This is a genomic window from Bradyrhizobium sp. SZCCHNR1002 (assembly GCF_032381435.1).
GTDB lineage: Bacteria > Pseudomonadota > Alphaproteobacteria > Rhizobiales > Xanthobacteraceae > Bradyrhizobium > Bradyrhizobium aeschynomenes.
The window spans coordinates 2,101,699-2,118,163 of the sequence record NZ_JAUHIS010000001.1; the positions used below are offsets into that span (position 1 = coordinate 2,101,699).

Sequence of the window (16,465 nt, forward strand, 5' to 3'; positions counted from 1 at the left end):
CCGGGCGTTTCACCCAGACAGCTTTTGCATGACATCCCGCCAACGACAAGCCGTGCCGTGCTCACGCGGTGTCCCCTATCCCTGCAGCGGCGCCTCCGCGACGTCGAGCAGCGCGCCCAGGCCGTGGCGCAAGCCGCGCATCGGCTGTTGCTCCGAGGACAGGCCGAAGGCGAGCAGCGATCGCCCCGTCACGGCATAGACGTGGCCGAACGGAAACGACTGCGGCTGCGCGTCCGGCTGATTGGTGTCGAGCAGCGCCAGCCAATTATGACCTTCGGGCACCGCGGGCAGCGTGAAGTTCACCACGTCGAAATGGGCGTTGTAGACCAGCAGCAGCGTCGCATCCGAGCCGCGCCGCTTCACGCCGGTCTCCTGGGCGCGACCGTCGAGCAGCATGCCGAAGCAGCGGGCGTGATCGTCGGTCCACTGCTCGGTCGCCATCTCCTCGCCCGAGGGATCGAGCCAGGTGACGTCCTTGACGTCGAGCTCCTCGTTGTGAGAGCCGACCAGAAAGCGGCTGCGATAGAGAATGGGAAACGCCTTGCGCATCGCGATCAGCTTGCGGGTGAACTCGCGCAGCACCCTGCCCTGCGGCGAGATGCCCATCCAGTCGAGCCAGGTGGTCTCGTTGTCCTGCGCATAGGCGTTGTTGCTGCCGTTCTGGCTGTGGCCGAACTCGTCGCCGGCCAGCAGCATCGGCGTGCCATGCGACAGCAGCATCGTGGCCAGCAGGTTGCGCTTCTGGCGCTCGCGCAACGTCGTGATCTCGGGATCGTCGGTCGGTCCCTCGACGCCGCAATTCCAGGAGTGGTTGTTGCTGTGGCCGTCGCGATTGTCCTCGCCATTGGCCTCGTTGTGCTTCTCGTTATAGGAGACGAGGTCGTTGAGATTGAAGCCGTCATGGGCGGTGATGAAGTTCACGCTTGCCCACGGCCGGCGGCCGCGCTTGTTGAACAGATCACCCGAGCCCGAGATGCGCTTGGCGAAGTCGGCCAGCGTGCCGCCGTCCCCCTTCCAGAATGCACGCGCGGTGTCACGGAATTTGTCGTTCCACTCCGCCCAGCCCGGCGGAAACTGGCCGACCTGGTAGCCGCCCGGGCCGATGTCCCAGGGCTCTGCAATCAGCTTGACGCTGTTCAGCACCGGATCCTGACGGCAGGCGTCCAGGAAGCTGCCGCCTTCGTCGAAGCCATAGGGCTCGCGCGCCAGGATGGTGGCGAGGTCGAAGCGGAAGCCGTCGACCCGCATCTCGGTCGCCCAGTAGCGCAGGGAATCGGCGACCAGCTGCAGCACGCGCTGGTGCGACAGGTTCACGGTGTTGCCGGTGCCGGTGTCGTTGATGTAGTAGCGCTTCTGGTCGGGCATCAGCCGGTAGTAGCTGGCATTGTCGATGCCCTTGAACGACAGGGTCGGGCCGAGCTCGTTGCCTTCGGCGGTGTGGTTGTAGACCACGTCGAGAATGACCTCGATGCCGTTGGCGTGGAACTGGTTGACCATGGTCTTGAATTCGGTCGCGAACGGGGTCTTCAGATAGCGCGGCTCCGGCGCAAAGAACCCGATGGAATTGTAGCCCCAGTAGTTGCGCAGGCCTTTTTCGATCAGATAGCTGTCGTCGATGAAGGCGTGGATCGGCAACAGCTCGGCCGAGGTGATGCCGAGGGAGCGCAGATAGGCCGGAATGTCCTGGTGCGCCAGACCGGCGAAGGTGCCGCGGTCGGCTTCGGGCACCATCGGATGCAGCTTGGTGAAGCCCTTGACGTGCATCTCGTAGAAGATGGTCCGCTCCCACGGAATTTCCGGCTTGCGCGAGGTGCCCCAGGTGAAGGCGGGGTCGATGACCCGGCACTTCAGCATCAAGGGTGCACTGTCGCGGTCGTCGAACGACAGGTCCTTGTCGGCGTGATCGAGCTGATAGCCGAACAGCTCCGGACCCCAGCGCAGGTTGCCGACAAGCTGCTTGGCATAGGGGTCGATCACAAGCTTGTTCGGATTGAACCGGTGCCCAACGTCGGGCTCGTAGGGCCCATGCACGCGATAGCCGTACACCGTGCCCGGACGTGCCGTCGGCAGATATCCGTGCCAGACCTCGTCGGTGTATTCGGGAAGCTCGATGCGCTCGAGCTCGGTCTCGCCGGTTTCGTCGAACAGGCACAGCTCGACCTTGGTCGCGTGCGCGGAAAAGATCGCAAAATTGACGCCGAGACCGTCCCAGGTGGCGCCGAGCGGAAACGGCCGGCCTTCGCTGATCTTGGCCTTGCGCAGGCTGAACGCCGCCTGCGTCAGGGCGTCGGCCCTGTCGGTGAACTGATCCATAACTGCCCCCTGCCCGCTTACTCTGTCTAGCGTGTCTCGGACGTTGCGACGGCCTCGGCGGCGACCGTCTCCCTTGCTGCAATGACCGCGGCATCCGGCACATCGGCGGGGACAGACGGCTTGCTGCCACGCTGCTGATGGACTTCCTTCGATATCGCGGCGATGGAGTTGCCGATGCGGCCGACGATCTCGGTCAGCTCCGCCGGCGTGACGCGAAGCCGTCGCGTGACGATGCGGACCTGAACCCGATCGCTGAGATCGAGCTTGTTGCGGATGGGCTGAATTTTGGGGCGGCGCATTGGGCTTCCTCCTGCATAGGTGCTAACCGCGGCTGCAGAATATGGTTCCCGCGCTCGCGCCGCAGAAGGCTCAGGACCGGGCTCAAGGCGCGAATCGACGGTCTCGCGGCGTGTTACGCCCGAGTGATGTCCGTCCTGTTGCCCTCGGATCAGGCAGAGGGCACGGGGAATGCCGGGCGCTGGCCGCAACCCATGGCCCGCCTGCAAGAAAAAAAGCAGGCGGCAGTCACCACAGGTTCAGCCGAGACATCCCGGCATTCCCCGCGCGATGGTTTTCACGCTTACTTCGCGATCTCCCCGGTGTACCGGCTTGTTAGCCACCGTCGCCCAGCGGATCATCACCACCGGACTTAGCGCCAGCGTCGGGGCGCCAGGACCACGCGACTTCGCGTCCGCAAGCTGCCGTTCGTCCGCGCGAGTCCCCCCACGCTGCGGCATCCTGCGGCCACCGCATCCCGCGCCCAACGTTCCGTGACGATCGCGAAGCGCCCCTCTCGAGGAGCACGGGATGACGGTAATGAAACATGAATTCCGAAAAACAGCAACAGATTTATTTTTCACGGAATCATCCATCCACGCCTCGCTTGGCCGAGCGCGTCAGCGCGAGCCCGGAATCCATCCTCACGATACCCATGAGGGCCGAGATGCTCGTGGCGAGCGGCTCGCGCTCCATCGGCGTCCGGGGTTATGGATTCCGGGCTCATCGCTTCGCGATGCCCCGGAATGACGCGGGGAGAGAGGCCGGCTGCCTCACGGAGCCAGGCGACACCACGAGCGGCGCGCAACCACCATCAACACCGCCCGAACCGCATGGTGACCCCCTCTCTCCCCGCGTCGTCATTCCGGGGCGCGCGTAGCGCGAGCCCGGAATCCATACTCACGATCTCCATGAGAGCCGAGATGCTCGTGGCGAGCGGCTCGCGCTCCATCGGCGTCCGGGGTTATGGATTCCGGGCTCATCGCTTCGCGATGCCCCGGAATGACGCGGGGAGAGAGGCCGGCTGCCTCACGGAGCCAGGCGACACCACGAGCGGCGCGCAACCACCATCAACACCGCCCGAACCGCATGGTGACCCCCTCTCTCCCCGCGTCGTCATTCCGGGGCGCGCGTAGCGCGAGCCCGGAATCCATACTCACGATCTCCATGAGAGCCGAGATGCTCGTGGCGAGCGGCTCGCGCTCCATCGGCGTCCGGGGTTATGGATTCCGGGCTCATCGCTTCGCGATGCCCCGGAATGACGCGGGGAGAGAGGCCGGCTGCCTCACGGAGCCAGGCGACACCACGAGCGGCGCGCAACCACCATCAACACCGCCCGAACCGCATGGTGACCCCCTCTCTCCCCGCGTCGTCATTCCGGGGCGCGCGTAGCGCGAGCCCGGAATCCATACTCACGATCTCCATGAGAGCCGAGATGCTCGTGGCGAGCGGCTCGCGCTCCATCGGCGTCCGGGGTTATGGATTCCGGGCTCATCGCTTCGCGATGCCCCGGAATGACGCGGGGAGAGAGGCCGGCTGCCTACCATCGTCGTCCCGTCGGATGACGTGCGGCGGGCACGATGCGACGCGGCGGTGCCGCGTGCGCCTTTTCGCCAGCCCTATGGCGCCTATCGGGGACGCAAACGGCGGCTTCGTTCCGGCGGGCGTTGCACATCAGGGTTCGGCAAGCACATGGCCGAAAGGCTTGCAGCCGCCGCTCGACACGCGTCCCACGACCTGTATTGGCACGAGACCGTGCTGGACCCGCCCCACTCCCAGGTCTGGAGGCACACCGGATCATTGCCATCGAACCGCTGGGCCGCGGCTGGAGCGGTGGCAAGCACCGTGATCGAAGTCATGAGGAGAAGCGCGCGTATCATCGCCCATCATGGCACGAGGCCGACCAATCCGAAAGGGTCAGCCGGCACGGCCACTTCCACGCGGGCTTGATCTGCGGGCGCGGCGGGTTTCGGTCTCCGCGTCGTCGGGTGACCCTCTCTTGCTCCGCGGAAAGCAGGCGACCGCAGCTAACTTCGGCGGCTCATGACCTAGAAATAGGAGCGCGGCTGCTGCTTGATATGTTGGCCGAGGTAGCGTCTCACGGTCGAAAGATTTTTCGCTTCAGAAAGCTTCTCAAATACCTGATGCAGCAACTCATCGTTATCGGAGGCAACCATTGCGACGGCGTGCTTCAGGTTTCTAAGCTGACGCCAGGAAAGAGCAGGCTCCGCTGCTGCCACCAAAGCCCAAAATACAGGGCGCCATAACCCGGTGTCGAACGGCTTCGACGCCTGAAATATGGAAAACAGCGCCTCTGAACGACTCCCCATATTTTCAATGGCGCCAGAGGCAGCGACATACTTTAAAAGAAGTTCTTTAGCGGGCGGCAGGTTGCCGCGCTCAAGGTATGCCCTAATCGGCCATGCCGAGACGGCTACACGATTGAAAATCTCCTCCTGACAGTCGGCTGCCAGAATCGCCTCTTCAAGGAGGCGGCTATACGTTTCATCGGGCCAATGGCGTGCGACGTGAGATAACGCCTGACACTTGAACCAAGGCGCCTCTATCCCCCTTGCGACGCTTAGCGCTTCGTCAGGGCGAACCGATGCGAGGCGGATCGCGAGGTCTCTTGCTTTGGTCGGGGGTCAAGGTCTTGCTCACGCAAACCGACTACCATACCTCCCTGCAACGGCCAATTGAATGGAACTAACGTCAGAATCTCGCCTAGAGCTGAGCTATGCAGGTTCAAGGCTGACGCATGGTCTCAGACAGCGCTGCCGTAGGGTGGGCAAAGCGACGCCACAGGCGGCGCGTGCCCACGTCCGCGCCAACGCGCCTGCCCCAAACCACTCCCTGGGGTTATGGGTCCCGGCGTTCGCCGGGACGACACCGTGCTCGTTGATCCAGCGTGCCACCATTCTTGATGCTTGCGTTGAGGTGGCACGCCCTGCCGTCAGGTCGCGCATGACCACCAATGCCGCCGCCCGAAACGCACGGTGGTCACGATGCGACGCGGCGTTGCCACGTGCGCCTCTTTGCCAACCCTACGGGCTCCGGTGACGCGGATAATGACCGGCCCGGTGACCTTCTTCCGAATGGCCTCGACTGCAATCCCGTCCCACCCTCACCCGAACAGATGCGCCAGCCAGAAGGCAGCGCCGGCGGCGAGGCCGCCGACGAGGGCGGTCTGCAGCGCCGACTTGATCTTGTTGACGCCGGTAAAGTGGCCCTTGATGGCGCCGAAGATCAAGAGAGCGATGCCGGTCGCGACCACGGAGATGCGGAGCGCGGACGAGATGTCGGGCGCCAGCATGTAGGGGATCAGCGGGATCAGGCCGCCGATCACGTAGGAGCCGCCGATGGTCACGGCGCTGATCGGCGCGCGTTTCGGATCCGGGCGTTCGAGGCCGAGCTCGAAGCGCATCATGAAGTCGACCCAGCGCTTGCGATCGGACGCGATGGCGTCGACCACGGTCGTCAAGGCCTGGCCCTCGAGACCGTAGCCGCGGAAGATCGCCGCAACCTCCTCGATCTCGCGGCCACGCAGATGCTCGATCTCGTCGTGCTCCCGCTTCTCCTCGGCGGCGTAATGCTCGGCGTCGGAGCGGGCGGCGAGGTAGCCGCCGAGTCCCATCGCGATCGCGCCGGCGACGACCTCGGCGAGGCCGGCCGTGACGATCACGTCGGTCTTGGCGACCGCCGCCGACAGACCGGCGGCGAGCGCGAACGGCACGGTGAGGCCGTCGGCCATGCCGATGACGACATCGCGGACGACCTCCGACGCGGTGAAATGCTTTTCGATGTGCGGCGTTGCCGGCATGGCGGCCTCCGACGGCGTGAGCGACGGAGGCCTTTTAGCAGGCCGGGATGACAGCAGCGCTCACCGCAGCCCCGGCACCATGCGCTTCAAGGTCCGGTCGTGCAGCCAGTAGTGATGCAGCAGCGCGGCGCCGGCATGCAGGGCGATCAGGATCATCAGGCCGTTGGCCAGCGCCTCGTGCATCTCCTTCATGTCGTGGGCGAAGCCGCGGTCGCCGACCCAGGGCGAGGCGATCTCGAACAGGCCGAACACCGGCAAGCCGTAGCCGCGGGCGAACTGGGTAAGGATGCCGAGGACGGGAATGGCGAACATGATGCCGTAGATCAGCAGATGCACGATCTCGCCGGCATGAACGGTCCATGATCCGAACTTCGTCGCCTCGGGGACCGGCGGCGGATCGGCCAGGCGCCAAGCCAGGCGCGCCAGCGCGAAGCCGAGCATCGACAGCCCGAGCGAGGCGTGCATCATCAGACCCACGTCGTGGGCGTTGCGCGGCAGCATGTCGCCGAGATGGCCCGAGATCCAGGCCGCGGGCACCAGCACGGCGACGATCCAGTGCAGGCCGATTGCGATCGAGCCATAGGTCTTGGCGGAGTTTCGAATACGCATGAGACAGCATCCTTCGGACGTGGGAGCCCTCGCTGCCGGCGGTCCGGCGCAGGGGCGGCATGGCCGAAGCGAATAGCTGATCCCGGGCGTCGCGCTGCTGACGTCGGCCGTCAGCCCGCCGTCAGGATGGAACGCGTCTCCCTGGTGTCGCGCGCCGGCGAGCGCCGACCTTCCGCCACCATCGCCGGGGCCTGCGCCATCGCCGGCCCGATCGTGATCTTCGCCCCGCCGAGCTCGGAGCTGCCGATCTGCAGCCGCCAGCCATAGGCTTCGAGCACGTCCTGCACGATCGCGAGGCCGAGGCCGCTGCCCGGCCCCTGCTCGTCCAGGCGGCCGCCGCGCTCGAGCACGCGGCCGATCTGCGCCGCCGGAATGCCCGGACCGTCATCCTCGACCACCATGCTGAGAGGGGTCGCGCGCGCGACGATGCGCACCGTGCTCGCCGCGTGGCGCGCGGCATTCTCCAGCAGATTGCCGAGCACCTCGGCCAGATCGGTGCGGTCCATGGCGACCCGCAAGCCCGCGGGCACCTCACCGTCGAAGCTGACATGCGCCGCGGCCGGCGTGCGGCCGAGCGTGCCGAGCAGCGCCTCCACCAGCGGCGCCAGCTCGGTGGCCGCCTCCGGCGCGCCGCGCACCTTGCCGCGCAGCCGCGCCAGAGCCAGCTCGCGATCGACCTGCCGGCTCATGGCCTCCGCGACGTCCTCGACGTTGCGCGCCAGCTCCAGCTGGCCGAGCTCCTTGAGCCGCGCGGCGTCGGCGGTGAGCGCGGCGAGCGGCGTCTTGAAGCCGTGCGCGAGATCGGCCGCGCGGCTGCGCGAGCGCAGGATCTCGCGGCTCTGCGCGTCCAGCAGCGCGTTGACCTCCTCGACCAGCGGGGCCACCTCGGTCGGCACCTCGACGGGGAGGTGCTGACGCTTGCCGCCGCGGATCTCGGCGACGCCCCGGCGCAGCACCGCCAGCGGACGGAGGCCGAGATTGACCTGAACGGTCGTACCGACCGCGAGGATGGTTGCGAGCACGGCAAGCGCGATCGACAGATCCTTGGCGAAGGCGCGCACCGCGCTGGTGGCACCGTCGAGATCATAGGCGACGGCGGCCCGCACGCGGATCTGGCTGCCCGGATTCATCACGATGCTGCGCTCGGCGACCAGCACGCGGACGCCGTCGGGACCGGCAAGCTCATGCTGATGCACATCGCTGGGTCCGGGCTCGTCGATCGGAAGCGGCAGGATCGTGTCCCACAGCGAGCGCGAGCGGAGCAGCTGGCCGTGATCGTCCGAGATCTGCCAGTACAGGCCCGACAGGGGCACGACGAAGCGGGGATCGGCCGGCGATCGCGACACGACGATGCGCCCCTCGGGATCCACCTCGAGGCCGTTCAGCAATTGCCGCAGATGCACGTCGAGGTCGGCAGCGAGCGTGCGCGCGACATGCCGCTCGAACAACACGACCATGCCGAAGCCGGCGACGCCGAGCGCGACCAGCAGCGCGATGGTGCCCGCTGCCACCAGCCGCAGCCGCAGCGAGCCCAGCCTCATTCGACCGTCTCCGCAATCATGTAGCCGAAGCCGCGGCGGGTCTCGATGATGTCGGCGCCGAGCTTCTTGCGCACGCGCCGGATCAGCACCTCGAGCGCGTTGGAATCGTGATCGTGGCCGAGGCCGTAGACGTTCTCCTCAAGCTCGTGCTGCGGCACCACGCGGCCGCTCTGCCGCAGCAGATAGGCGATCAGCCGGTATTCGAGCTGCGACAGCGCCACCGGCACGCCGGACAGGCTGACCTTCATCTGCCGCTCGTCGAGCGTCAGGTCGCCCGACGAGAGCACCGGGGCGGCATGGCCGGCGGAGCGCCTGACGATCGCGCGCAGCCGCGCCAGCAGCTCCTCGTTGCGAAACGGCTTCGGCAGATAGTCGTCGGCCCCGGCGTCGATGCCGTCGACCCGCTCGGCCCAGCTCGCGCGCGCGGTCAGGATCAGCACCGGCATGTGGCGCCCGGCGCTGCGCCAGCGCTTGAGCACCGACAGGCCGTCCATGCCGGGCAGGCCCAGGTCGAGGATCACGGCGCCATAATCCTCGGTGTCGCCGAGAAACCAGGCCTGCTCGCCATCGTCGGAGCTCTCGACCAGATACCCGGCCGCCAGCAGCGTCCGCGACAGGTCGGACGACAGCCGCGGATCGTCCTCGACCAGCAGCACACGCATCTACTCATCCTACTTTTGGTCGATCCGCTCGATCTCTCCGCTACGCGCATCGACATAGACTTCGAGCACACGGCCGTCGCGCCCGATCACCCGAAACTCATAGCGCCAGCGGCCGCGCTGACGCTCGATGTCGATCCCCGTTACATCACCCGCGATCCGGCCGCGCAACCTCGGCAGGATCTGCGACAGCGGCAGCACGTCGCCCGCCTCCACGGCGTGGCGCACCGCATCGCGGCGCTCGCGATCATCCTCGCGCGCATCGGTCGCCGCCGACGCCGCCGTCGAGATCAGCATCGCCAACGACGTGACGCGCATGAACCGTCCGATTTGAGGCAAATGCATGATCTTCCCTGGACCTGGCGCTCTGATTATCGAAGCTGGCGTTCATTCGTCGCGCCGGTTTCGGATTGCGGGGCATTCGCAAATGCTAGGAAACCGCTGAGGGTTTTAGTTTGAACTTCCGGTGTCGGAATTGCGCTCGGACCGAATGCGGGGGTGGAGACTCGCATATCGTCGTATCCTGCCCGAGCCAAGCTGACAATTCGCTGACGCCGCGCGACGGGATGCCGTCAGCGCGGTTGCGACATGCTCTCATGCAGGCGTCGCGCGAGCAGGCCGGCGCAAGCGAGTTCGGAGTATAGGCATGCGTAGAACGGTGATGCTGGCAACCTTGCTGGCGGGGCTCGGTGGCATTCTCGCGGTGGCGCAGGCGAGCCGGGAGACGGCGCCGGAGCCGGTGGCCCGCATCCATGTCGGGGCCGCATCGCATCTGGTGCAGCTTGCGGCGCTGGCCGAGCGCGCCGACGGCCGGCTGCTGAGCTACGAGCCGTCCCGCCGGGAGCGCGAAGGCGACGACGACGAGCAGGACGAGCCGCGGCGGTGATGCCGATCGCCGCGCCGCGCGTCGCACGACGGGCTCAGGCCGGCAGCCCCGCTTCGTACCAGTCGCGACTCGCCTTGACGATGCGCACCACCGACAGCATCACGGGGACCTCGACGAGAACGCCGACGACGGTTGCCAGCGCGGCGCCGGAGTCGAGCCCGAACAGGCTGATGGCGGCGGCGACCGCCAGCTCGAAGAAATTGCTGGCGCCGATCAGGGCCGCGGGCGCGGCCACGCACCAGGCGACGCCGAGCCGGCGACTGAGCCAATAGGCGATGCCCGCATTGAGATAGACCTGGATCAGGATCGGCACGGCGAGGATCGCGATCACGACCGGCTGCTTCAGGATCTGCTCGCCCTGGAAGCCGAACAGCAGCACGAGCGTCGCCAGCAGCGCCACGAGCGACACCGGCTGCAGCACGCGCAGGGTGCGCTCGAAGGCGCCGCCCTTGGCGCGCAGCAACGCCCGACGCAGGAGCTGCGACACGATCACCGGCACCACGATGTAGAGCAGCACCGACAGCAGCAGCGTGGTCCAGGGCACAGAGATCGAGGCGACGCCGAGCAGCAGGCCGACGAGCGGGGCGAACAGAAACACCATGATGACGTCGTTGAGCGCGACCTGGCTCAGCGTGTAGTGCGGCTCGCCCTCGCAGAGGTTGGACCACACGAACACCATCGCCGTGCAAGGTGCGGCAGCCAGCAGGATGAGGCCGGCGACGTAGGACGACAACTGCCCTGCGGGGAGCAGCGGCGCAAACACGTGGCCGATGAAGATGCTGCCGAGCAAGGCCATGGAAAACGGCTTGACCGCCCAGTTCACGAACAAGGTGACGCCGATGCCGCGCCAATGCGCTCTGACGCCGCCGAGCGCGGCAAAATCGATCTTCAGCAGCATCGGAATGATCATCAGCCAGATCAGCGCCGCCACCGGCAGGTTGACCCGGGCGACCTCGGCCGATGCGACGACCGCGAACAGTCCAGGCATGAGATGGCCGAGACCGATGCCCACGACGATGCAGAGCAGCACCCAGACCGTCAGATAGCGCTCGAAGACGGTCATCGGTCAGGCCACGTCGGAGCGGAACGACGTTGCGCCCTCGCCGGCCCCGATCTCGCGCAACCGCGTGCCGAGCGACAACGCATCGATCCGGTCCAGCGGCAGGTTGATGAAGGCATCGATGCGGTTCTTCAGATAGCGGAAGGCGGTGGTGAACGCGGCGAGCCTCTCGAGCTCCGTGCCTTCGGCCGCCGCCGGATCCTCGATCCCCCAATGCGCGGTCATCGGCTGCCCCGGCCAGATCGGGCAGGCCTCGCCGGCCGCGTTGTCACAGACCGTGAACACGAAATCCATGACCGGCGCGCCCGCCACGGCAAATTCGCTCCAGCTCTTCGAGCTGAGATCGTCGGCCGGATAGTCCATGCGCGCGAGCAGCGTGAGCGCCAACGGGTGCACCGCGCCCTTCGGCGTGCTACCGGCGGAGAAGGCGCGGAAGCGGCCGGCGCCGTCCTTGCGCAGGATCGACTCGGCGAGGATCGAACGCGCCGAATTTCCGGTGCACAGGAACAGCACGTTGTAGATGCGATCAGACACGGGTCTTCTCCTTCCGCTTCGGCGGACAGCATGGGGTGAGGCTCTCGATGACGGGCGCGCAGACCTCGGGGCGGCCGCCGCAACAGTCCTGCAGCAGGAACAGCGCAACCTCCCGGAATTGCACCAGGTCGGCCCGATAGACGATCGAGCGGCTGTACCTGATCGAGCTGACGAGACCGGCGCGCGCCAGCACCGACAAGTGCGCCGATAACGTGTTCTGCGGCACTTCGAGCAGGCGCGCGAGCTCGCCAGCGGGCAGCCCTTCGGGCTCGTGCTGCACCAGGGTGCGGAAGGCCTGCAGCCGCGTCGGCTGCGCCAGTGCCGCCAGGGCCAGAACTGCGCTCTCGTTTTCCATATATCCAGAATTATCGATATATAATCTGCACGTCAAGGCCTCGAGTCGGATTGTCCGATGCCGACGCGAACGATGATCCGGCTGATCCACTCAGCACAAGCGCAGGCGCGCGCCGCTGATGACAAGCTCGCCAGTCTGCGCCATGCGTGTCAGCGCGCGATAGAGCGCTTCGTGAGTGATGCCGAGCTCGGCGGCCCAGTCCTTCTTCGAGCGGTCGAGCGCGAGCTCGCCGCCCTCGCCTTCGGTCTCGATGAAGTGCACGATCCGCTCGCGGGCGGTCTTGAGGCTGAGCCGCTCCGACTGCGCGCGGACCTGGCGGAGCTCGCGGGCGAGATGGTCGCTCCATTTGTCCCGGATCTCCGGGCGGCGCAGCGCGTCGGCGAACGCCTGGCGGTCGATCGCGAGCAGTGCTGAATCCTGCGCTGCGACGGCGTCGCAATGATATGATGACTGATCGAGGCTGGCCTCGGCGAGAAAGCCCTGCCGCGCCCGCTGCAGGATGATGTCGTCGCCGGCGCGCGAGCGGCGCAGCAATCTCACCTCGCCCATCAGCACGAAATACATTGCCCGCGGGCGATCACCCCGACAGAACACCACGCCCTGGCGTGGCACCTCGATGCGCCGCGTCCGCACCCTGGTAGCCGCGGGCATCGCGGCGAGCAATGGCGACAAAACCGCGAGGCGGCGCCAGTCGAGCGGACGCGCGCCGTCGGATGGGGAATGGTCGGTCCTCGGCATATGATCAGGATCATATGCGCAGCCCGGCCGCAAGGTCTAGAGAGGACATCACGCGATCAATCACATGGAAGGTTCTCATGCGCCTGCGTCTTGCCGCCATTATGCTGGCCTTGGTTGCGTCCGCTGGCATCGCCACGGCGCAGCATCACGGCCACCACGACCACGGCAGCCATGGTGGAGCGCTTCCGGCCGACACGCGCGAGCGCGTGGCCTTCCCGCCCGAGCTTGCCGAGCACACGCTCGCCAACATGCGCGACCATCTGCTGGCGCTGCAGCAGATCAACGAGGCGCTTGCGGCGGGCGACATGGACAGAGCCGGCCGAATCGCCGAGCAGCGCCTCGGCATGACCTCGCTGCGGCTGCACGGCGCGGCCGAGGTGGCCAGATTCATGCCGCAGGGCATGCAGGAGGCCGGCACGGCCATGCACAAGGCGGCAAGCCGCTTCGCCATCGCAGCGCAGAACGCCGGCGTCACCGGCGAGTTCAAGCCCGCGCTGGCGGCGCTGGCGGAGACCATGGCGGCCTGCGTCGGCTGCCATGCCGGCTACCGGCTGAGATAGCCGTGCAGCGCCCTCCTGAAGCTTCCCGCAGCTCTCTTTATTATTTCGAAGATACTAGAAATATCGATTGACTCCGGTTGCCCTCCGCCGCATCCTGCGCCCCATGAAGCTCGACGACGCCGCCGCCCGCCTGGAAGCCCTCGGCAACACCACGCGCCTGAAGATCTACCGCGCGCTGGTGCGCGCCGGGCATGCCGGGATGCCGGTCGGACGGCTGCAGGAGCGGCTGAAGATTCCGGCCTCCACGCTGTCGCATCACGTCAAGGCGCTGGTTGCGGTCGGGCTGATCTCGCAGCTGCGCGAGGGCACGACGCTGGTCTGCCATGCCGAATACGACGTGATGCGGTCGCTGCTCGGATTTCTGGTCTCGGAATGCTGTGCCGAGGAGCAAGGCTGTGGCACGGCGCGGCCGGCCGCATGATTCTCTTAGCCCTTTCTCTTGGCCTTTAATTCGATAATTCTAGAAGCATGGGAGGTGCGTGATGACGGAAGCCAGGACGAGCACCAAGACGGTCGCGATCATCGGCGCCGGCCCGGTCGGATTAGCGGCCGCGGCGCATGCGCTGGAGCGCGGCCTGCGCCCGGTCGTGCTGGAAGCCGGGCCCGAGGCCGCGCATGCGGTGCGGCAGTGGCAGCACGTGCAGCTGTTCTCACCATGGCGATACAACGTCGATACGGCGGCGGCGCGGCTGCTCGCCGCCACCGGGTGGAATTCGCCCGAGCCGGAGGTCTATCCGACCGGGCGTGAGCTGATCGACTCCTATCTCGCGCCGCTGACGACCCGCACGGCCCTGCGCGACGTCATCAAGACGTCGCATCGGGTGACCGCGATCAGCCGCGTCGGCTTCGACAAGGCCAAGTCGAAGGGCCGCGCCGCTGCGCCGTTCGAGATCCGCTACCGGAACGGCAAGGGCGAGGCGGCGATGCAGGCCGATGCCGTGATCGACGTCTCCGGCACCTGGTTCTCGCCCAATCCGGCCGGCGGCAATGGCCTGCCCGCGCTCGGCGAGGCCGCGCACGCCGCGCGCATCGCCTACGGCATGCCGGACGTCCTGGGCGCGCGGCGCAGCCGCTACGCCGGCAGGACCGTCGCCGTGCTCGGCGCCGGCCACTCGGCGATCGGCAGCTTGATCGACCTCGCCGCGCTTGCCGAGGACGAACCCGGCACGCAGGCGATCTGGCTGCTGCGCAGCGACGATCCGGCCAAGGCGTTCGGCGGCGGCAGCGCCGACCAGCTCGCCGCACGCGGTGAGCTCGGCATGGCGTTCGCCGCACTGGTCCGCTCGGGACGCATCCGGGTCGAGACCGGATTTCATGTCACGGGGATCAACGATGCGGACGGCCGATTGCAGATCGTCGCAGGCGGCGATCGCGGCATCGACGCGGACGAGCTGATCGTCGCCACCGGCTTCCGTCCGGATCTGTCATGGCTGTCGGAGCTGCGGCTGCGGCTCGATCCCGCGATCGAAGCGCCGGCAGCGCTGGCGCCGCTGATCGATCCCAACGAGCATTCCTGCGGGACCGTGCGGCCGCATGGCGCACGCGAGCTGGCGCAGGCGGACGAGCCCGGGCTCTATCTCGCCGGGATGAAGAGCTATGGCCGCGCGCCGACCTTCCTGATGATGACGGGCTACGAGCAGGTTCGCTCGATCACGGCCGACATCGCCGGCGACAAGGCTGCGGCGCATCGCGTCGAACTGCAACTGCCGGAAACCGGCGTCTGCACCCGCGGCGGGCTCGAGAGCATTGCAGCCCTGTCCGGCTGCTGTGGCGGACCGCCGCCGTCCGGCGTAGACAGTTGTTGCGCCGACGACGCTAAGGCCAAGGCGGCCGGGCGCACGGGCTGCGGCTGCTCATGACGCAGAACTGACGAGAGGTCGAACGGAATGCAGGCACGACGGCTGGGCGTGGTCATCGCTCTCGGCACCGCCCAGACCCTGGCCTGGGGATCGAGCTATTATCTGCCGGCGATCCTCGCCGACCCGATCGCAAGGGATCTCGGCCTCTCCAACAACTGGTTCTTCGCCGCGTTCTCCGCCTCGCTGATCATCTCCGGCCTGCTCGGCCCGCGCATCGGCCGCCAGATCGATCGCGTCGGCGGCCGTCAGGTGCTCTGCGCCTCCAACATCGTGCTGGCGATCGGGCTCGCGCTGCTCGGCCTGTCGCATTCGCTTTGGGTGATGGCGATCGCGTGGCTGTGGCTCGGCGTCGGCATGGGGCTCGGTCTCTATGATGCCGCGTTCGGCGCGCTCGGACGCATCTACGGCCGTGATGCCCGCGGCGCGATCACCGGCATCACTTTGCTCGCCGGCTTTGCCTCGACGGTCGGATGGCCGCTGAGCACCTGGGGGCTCGCGACGATCGGCTGGCGCGAGACCTGCTTCGCCTGGGCGATCGCGCATCTCGTGATCGGCCTGCCGCTCAACCTGTCGCTGCCCCGCGCCAATGCGATGGCGCCCGGCGAGGTGCCGACGGGCAAACCGAACATTCCGCTCGATCGCCCGATGGTGCTGATCGCCTTCGCGATGGCGGCTGCCTGGACCGTGACCGCGGCGATGGCCGTGCACCTGCCGCGGCTGATGGAGGCGTTCGGCGCGACGCCGGCGCAGGCGCTGTTCGCCGGCATGATGATCGGGCCGGCGCAGGTCGCCGCACGGGTGTTCGAGGCCGGTTTCCTCAGCCGCTTCCATCCGCTCGCCTCGGCACGGCTCGCCTGCATCACCCATCCGCTCGGCGCGCTGACGATCGGCTTGTTCGGCGGCGGCGCCGCGGCGGCCTTCGCGCTGCTGCACGGGTCCGGCAACGGCATTCTCACGATTGCCCGCGGCACGCTGCCGCTCGCGATCTTCGGCCCCGCCAACTACGCCTACCGGCTCGGCCTGATCGGCGCGCCGTCGCGGATTTGCCAGGCCTTTGCGCCGCTGCTGTTCGGACTGCTGATCGACGCGCTCGGCCGTTTCGTGCTGATCGTCTCGGCGAGCCTGAGCCTGTCGGCGCTCGCGGCCCTGATGCTGCTGTCGGCCGGGCGGGCCGAAACCGCCGTGCCGGGCAGCGCCCCCGACAAGGCGGCCTGAGCTGCCTCGGTAGCACTTCCTTAACCAGCTTTCGGCGGCC

At 67.3% G+C, this 16,465-nt stretch carries 18 protein-coding genes; 5 read left to right on the plus strand and 13 right to left on the minus strand.

Features of this window, described 5'->3' with window-relative positions; all coding sequences use genetic code 11:
- Window positions 1–75: 75 nt before the first annotated feature.
- From glgX to QX108_RS09400, 9 genes are all read right to left on the minus strand, one after another.
- A complete protein-coding gene (gene glgX / locus QX108_RS09360) occupies window positions 76–2,313 on the minus strand; it encodes a glycogen debranching protein GlgX (protein ID WP_315779601.1) in 2,238 nt (745 codons plus the stop codon).
- A gap of 26 nt (window positions 2,314–2,339) precedes the next feature.
- The gene (locus QX108_RS09365) at window positions 2,340–2,612 is read right to left on the minus strand and encodes a DUF3606 domain-containing protein (RefSeq protein ID WP_315779599.1); all 273 of its coding nucleotides are present in this window, start codon (window positions 2,610–2,612) and stop codon (window positions 2,340–2,342) included.
- Window positions 2,613–4,217: 1,605 nt separating this feature from the next.
- The gene (locus QX108_RS09370; RefSeq protein ID WP_315799399.1) at window positions 4,218–4,469 is read right to left on the minus strand and encodes a DUF3551 domain-containing protein; all 252 of its coding nucleotides are present in this window, start codon (window positions 4,467–4,469) and stop codon (window positions 4,218–4,220) included.
- 168 nt (window positions 4,470–4,637) lie between these two features.
- Window positions 4,638–4,919, minus strand: a complete 282-nt coding sequence (locus QX108_RS09375) for a hypothetical protein (RefSeq protein ID WP_315779596.1) — start codon at window positions 4,917–4,919, stop codon at window positions 4,638–4,640.
- 794 nt (window positions 4,920–5,713) lie between these two features.
- Window positions 5,714–6,409 carry a VIT1/CCC1 transporter family protein gene (locus QX108_RS09380; RefSeq protein ID WP_315779593.1) on the minus strand — a complete coding sequence of 232 codons (696 nt, stop codon included), beginning with the start codon at window positions 6,407–6,409 and terminating at the stop codon, window positions 5,714–5,716.
- A gap of 60 nt (window positions 6,410–6,469) precedes the next feature.
- Complete coding sequence (locus QX108_RS09385) at window positions 6,470–7,018, minus strand: cytochrome b (RefSeq protein ID WP_315779592.1); 549 nt, start codon at window positions 7,016–7,018, stop codon at window positions 6,470–6,472.
- Window positions 7,019–7,128: 110 nt separating this feature from the next.
- Window positions 7,129–8,559, minus strand: coding sequence for a sensor histidine kinase (locus tag QX108_RS09390; protein ID WP_315721082.1), 1,431 nt, complete (start codon window positions 8,557–8,559; stop codon window positions 7,129–7,131).
- Window positions 8,556–9,221: a response regulator transcription factor gene (locus tag QX108_RS09395; RefSeq protein WP_172112796.1), complete on the minus strand. Its 666-nt coding sequence runs from the start codon at window positions 9,219–9,221 to the stop codon at window positions 8,556–8,558. The genes QX108_RS09390 and QX108_RS09395 overlap by 4 nt, the downstream gene beginning before the upstream one ends.
- Window positions 9,222–9,230: 9 nt before the next feature.
- A complete protein-coding gene (locus tag QX108_RS09400) occupies window positions 9,231–9,536 on the minus strand; it encodes a PepSY domain-containing protein (RefSeq protein WP_315721083.1) in 306 nt (101 codons plus the stop codon).
- Between the two features lie 328 nt (window positions 9,537–9,864).
- Here QX108_RS09400 and QX108_RS09405 point away from each other — a divergent pair, with 328 nt between their 5' ends.
- The gene (locus QX108_RS09405) at window positions 9,865–10,104 is read left to right on the plus strand and encodes a hypothetical protein (RefSeq protein WP_315779589.1); all 240 of its coding nucleotides are present in this window, start codon (window positions 9,865–9,867) and stop codon (window positions 10,102–10,104) included.
- Between the two features lie 34 nt (window positions 10,105–10,138).
- Here the strand turns inward: QX108_RS09405 and arsB are convergent, their stop codons facing one another.
- The 4 genes from arsB to QX108_RS09425 all read right to left on the minus strand — a co-directional run bounded on the left by arsB (window position 10,139) and on the right by QX108_RS09425 (window position 12,791).
- Window positions 10,139–11,167 carry an ACR3 family arsenite efflux transporter gene (gene arsB / locus QX108_RS09410; protein ID WP_315721085.1) on the minus strand — a complete coding sequence of 343 codons (1,029 nt, stop codon included), beginning with the start codon at window positions 11,165–11,167 and terminating at the stop codon, window positions 10,139–10,141.
- 3 nt (window positions 11,168–11,170) lie between these two features.
- Window positions 11,171–11,698, minus strand: coding sequence for an arsenate reductase ArsC (locus tag QX108_RS09415; protein WP_315779587.1), 528 nt, complete (start codon window positions 11,696–11,698; stop codon window positions 11,171–11,173).
- Window positions 11,691–12,053 (minus strand): ArsR/SmtB family transcription factor, encoded by a 363-nt coding sequence (locus QX108_RS09420; RefSeq protein WP_172182586.1) that lies wholly within the window; start codon window positions 12,051–12,053, stop codon window positions 11,691–11,693. Before QX108_RS09420 ends, QX108_RS09415 begins: the two co-directional genes overlap by 8 nt.
- A 90-nt stretch (window positions 12,054–12,143) precedes the next feature.
- Window positions 12,144–12,791: a Crp/Fnr family transcriptional regulator gene (locus QX108_RS09425; RefSeq protein ID WP_315779584.1), complete on the minus strand. Its 648-nt coding sequence runs from the start codon at window positions 12,789–12,791 to the stop codon at window positions 12,144–12,146.
- A 77-nt stretch (window positions 12,792–12,868) separates the two neighbouring features.
- Here QX108_RS09425 and QX108_RS09430 point away from each other — a divergent pair, with 77 nt between their 5' ends.
- From QX108_RS09430 to QX108_RS09445, 4 genes are all read left to right on the plus strand, one after another.
- Window positions 12,869–13,351, plus strand: a complete 483-nt coding sequence (locus QX108_RS09430) for a hypothetical protein (RefSeq protein ID WP_315779582.1) — start codon at window positions 12,869–12,871, stop codon at window positions 13,349–13,351.
- 103 nt (window positions 13,352–13,454) lie between these two features.
- A complete protein-coding gene (locus QX108_RS09435; RefSeq protein ID WP_172112829.1) occupies window positions 13,455–13,772 on the plus strand; it encodes an ArsR/SmtB family transcription factor in 318 nt (105 codons plus the stop codon).
- Between the two features lie 61 nt (window positions 13,773–13,833).
- Window positions 13,834–15,210 (plus strand): NAD(P)-binding domain-containing protein, encoded by a 1,377-nt coding sequence (locus QX108_RS09440; protein ID WP_315779580.1) that lies wholly within the window; start codon window positions 13,834–13,836, stop codon window positions 15,208–15,210.
- Window positions 15,211–15,237: 27 nt separating this feature from the next.
- Window positions 15,238–16,425 carry an MFS transporter gene (locus tag QX108_RS09445; RefSeq protein ID WP_172133041.1) on the plus strand — a complete coding sequence of 396 codons (1,188 nt, stop codon included), beginning with the start codon at window positions 15,238–15,240 and terminating at the stop codon, window positions 16,423–16,425.
- Window positions 16,426–16,465: the final 40 nt, after the last annotated feature.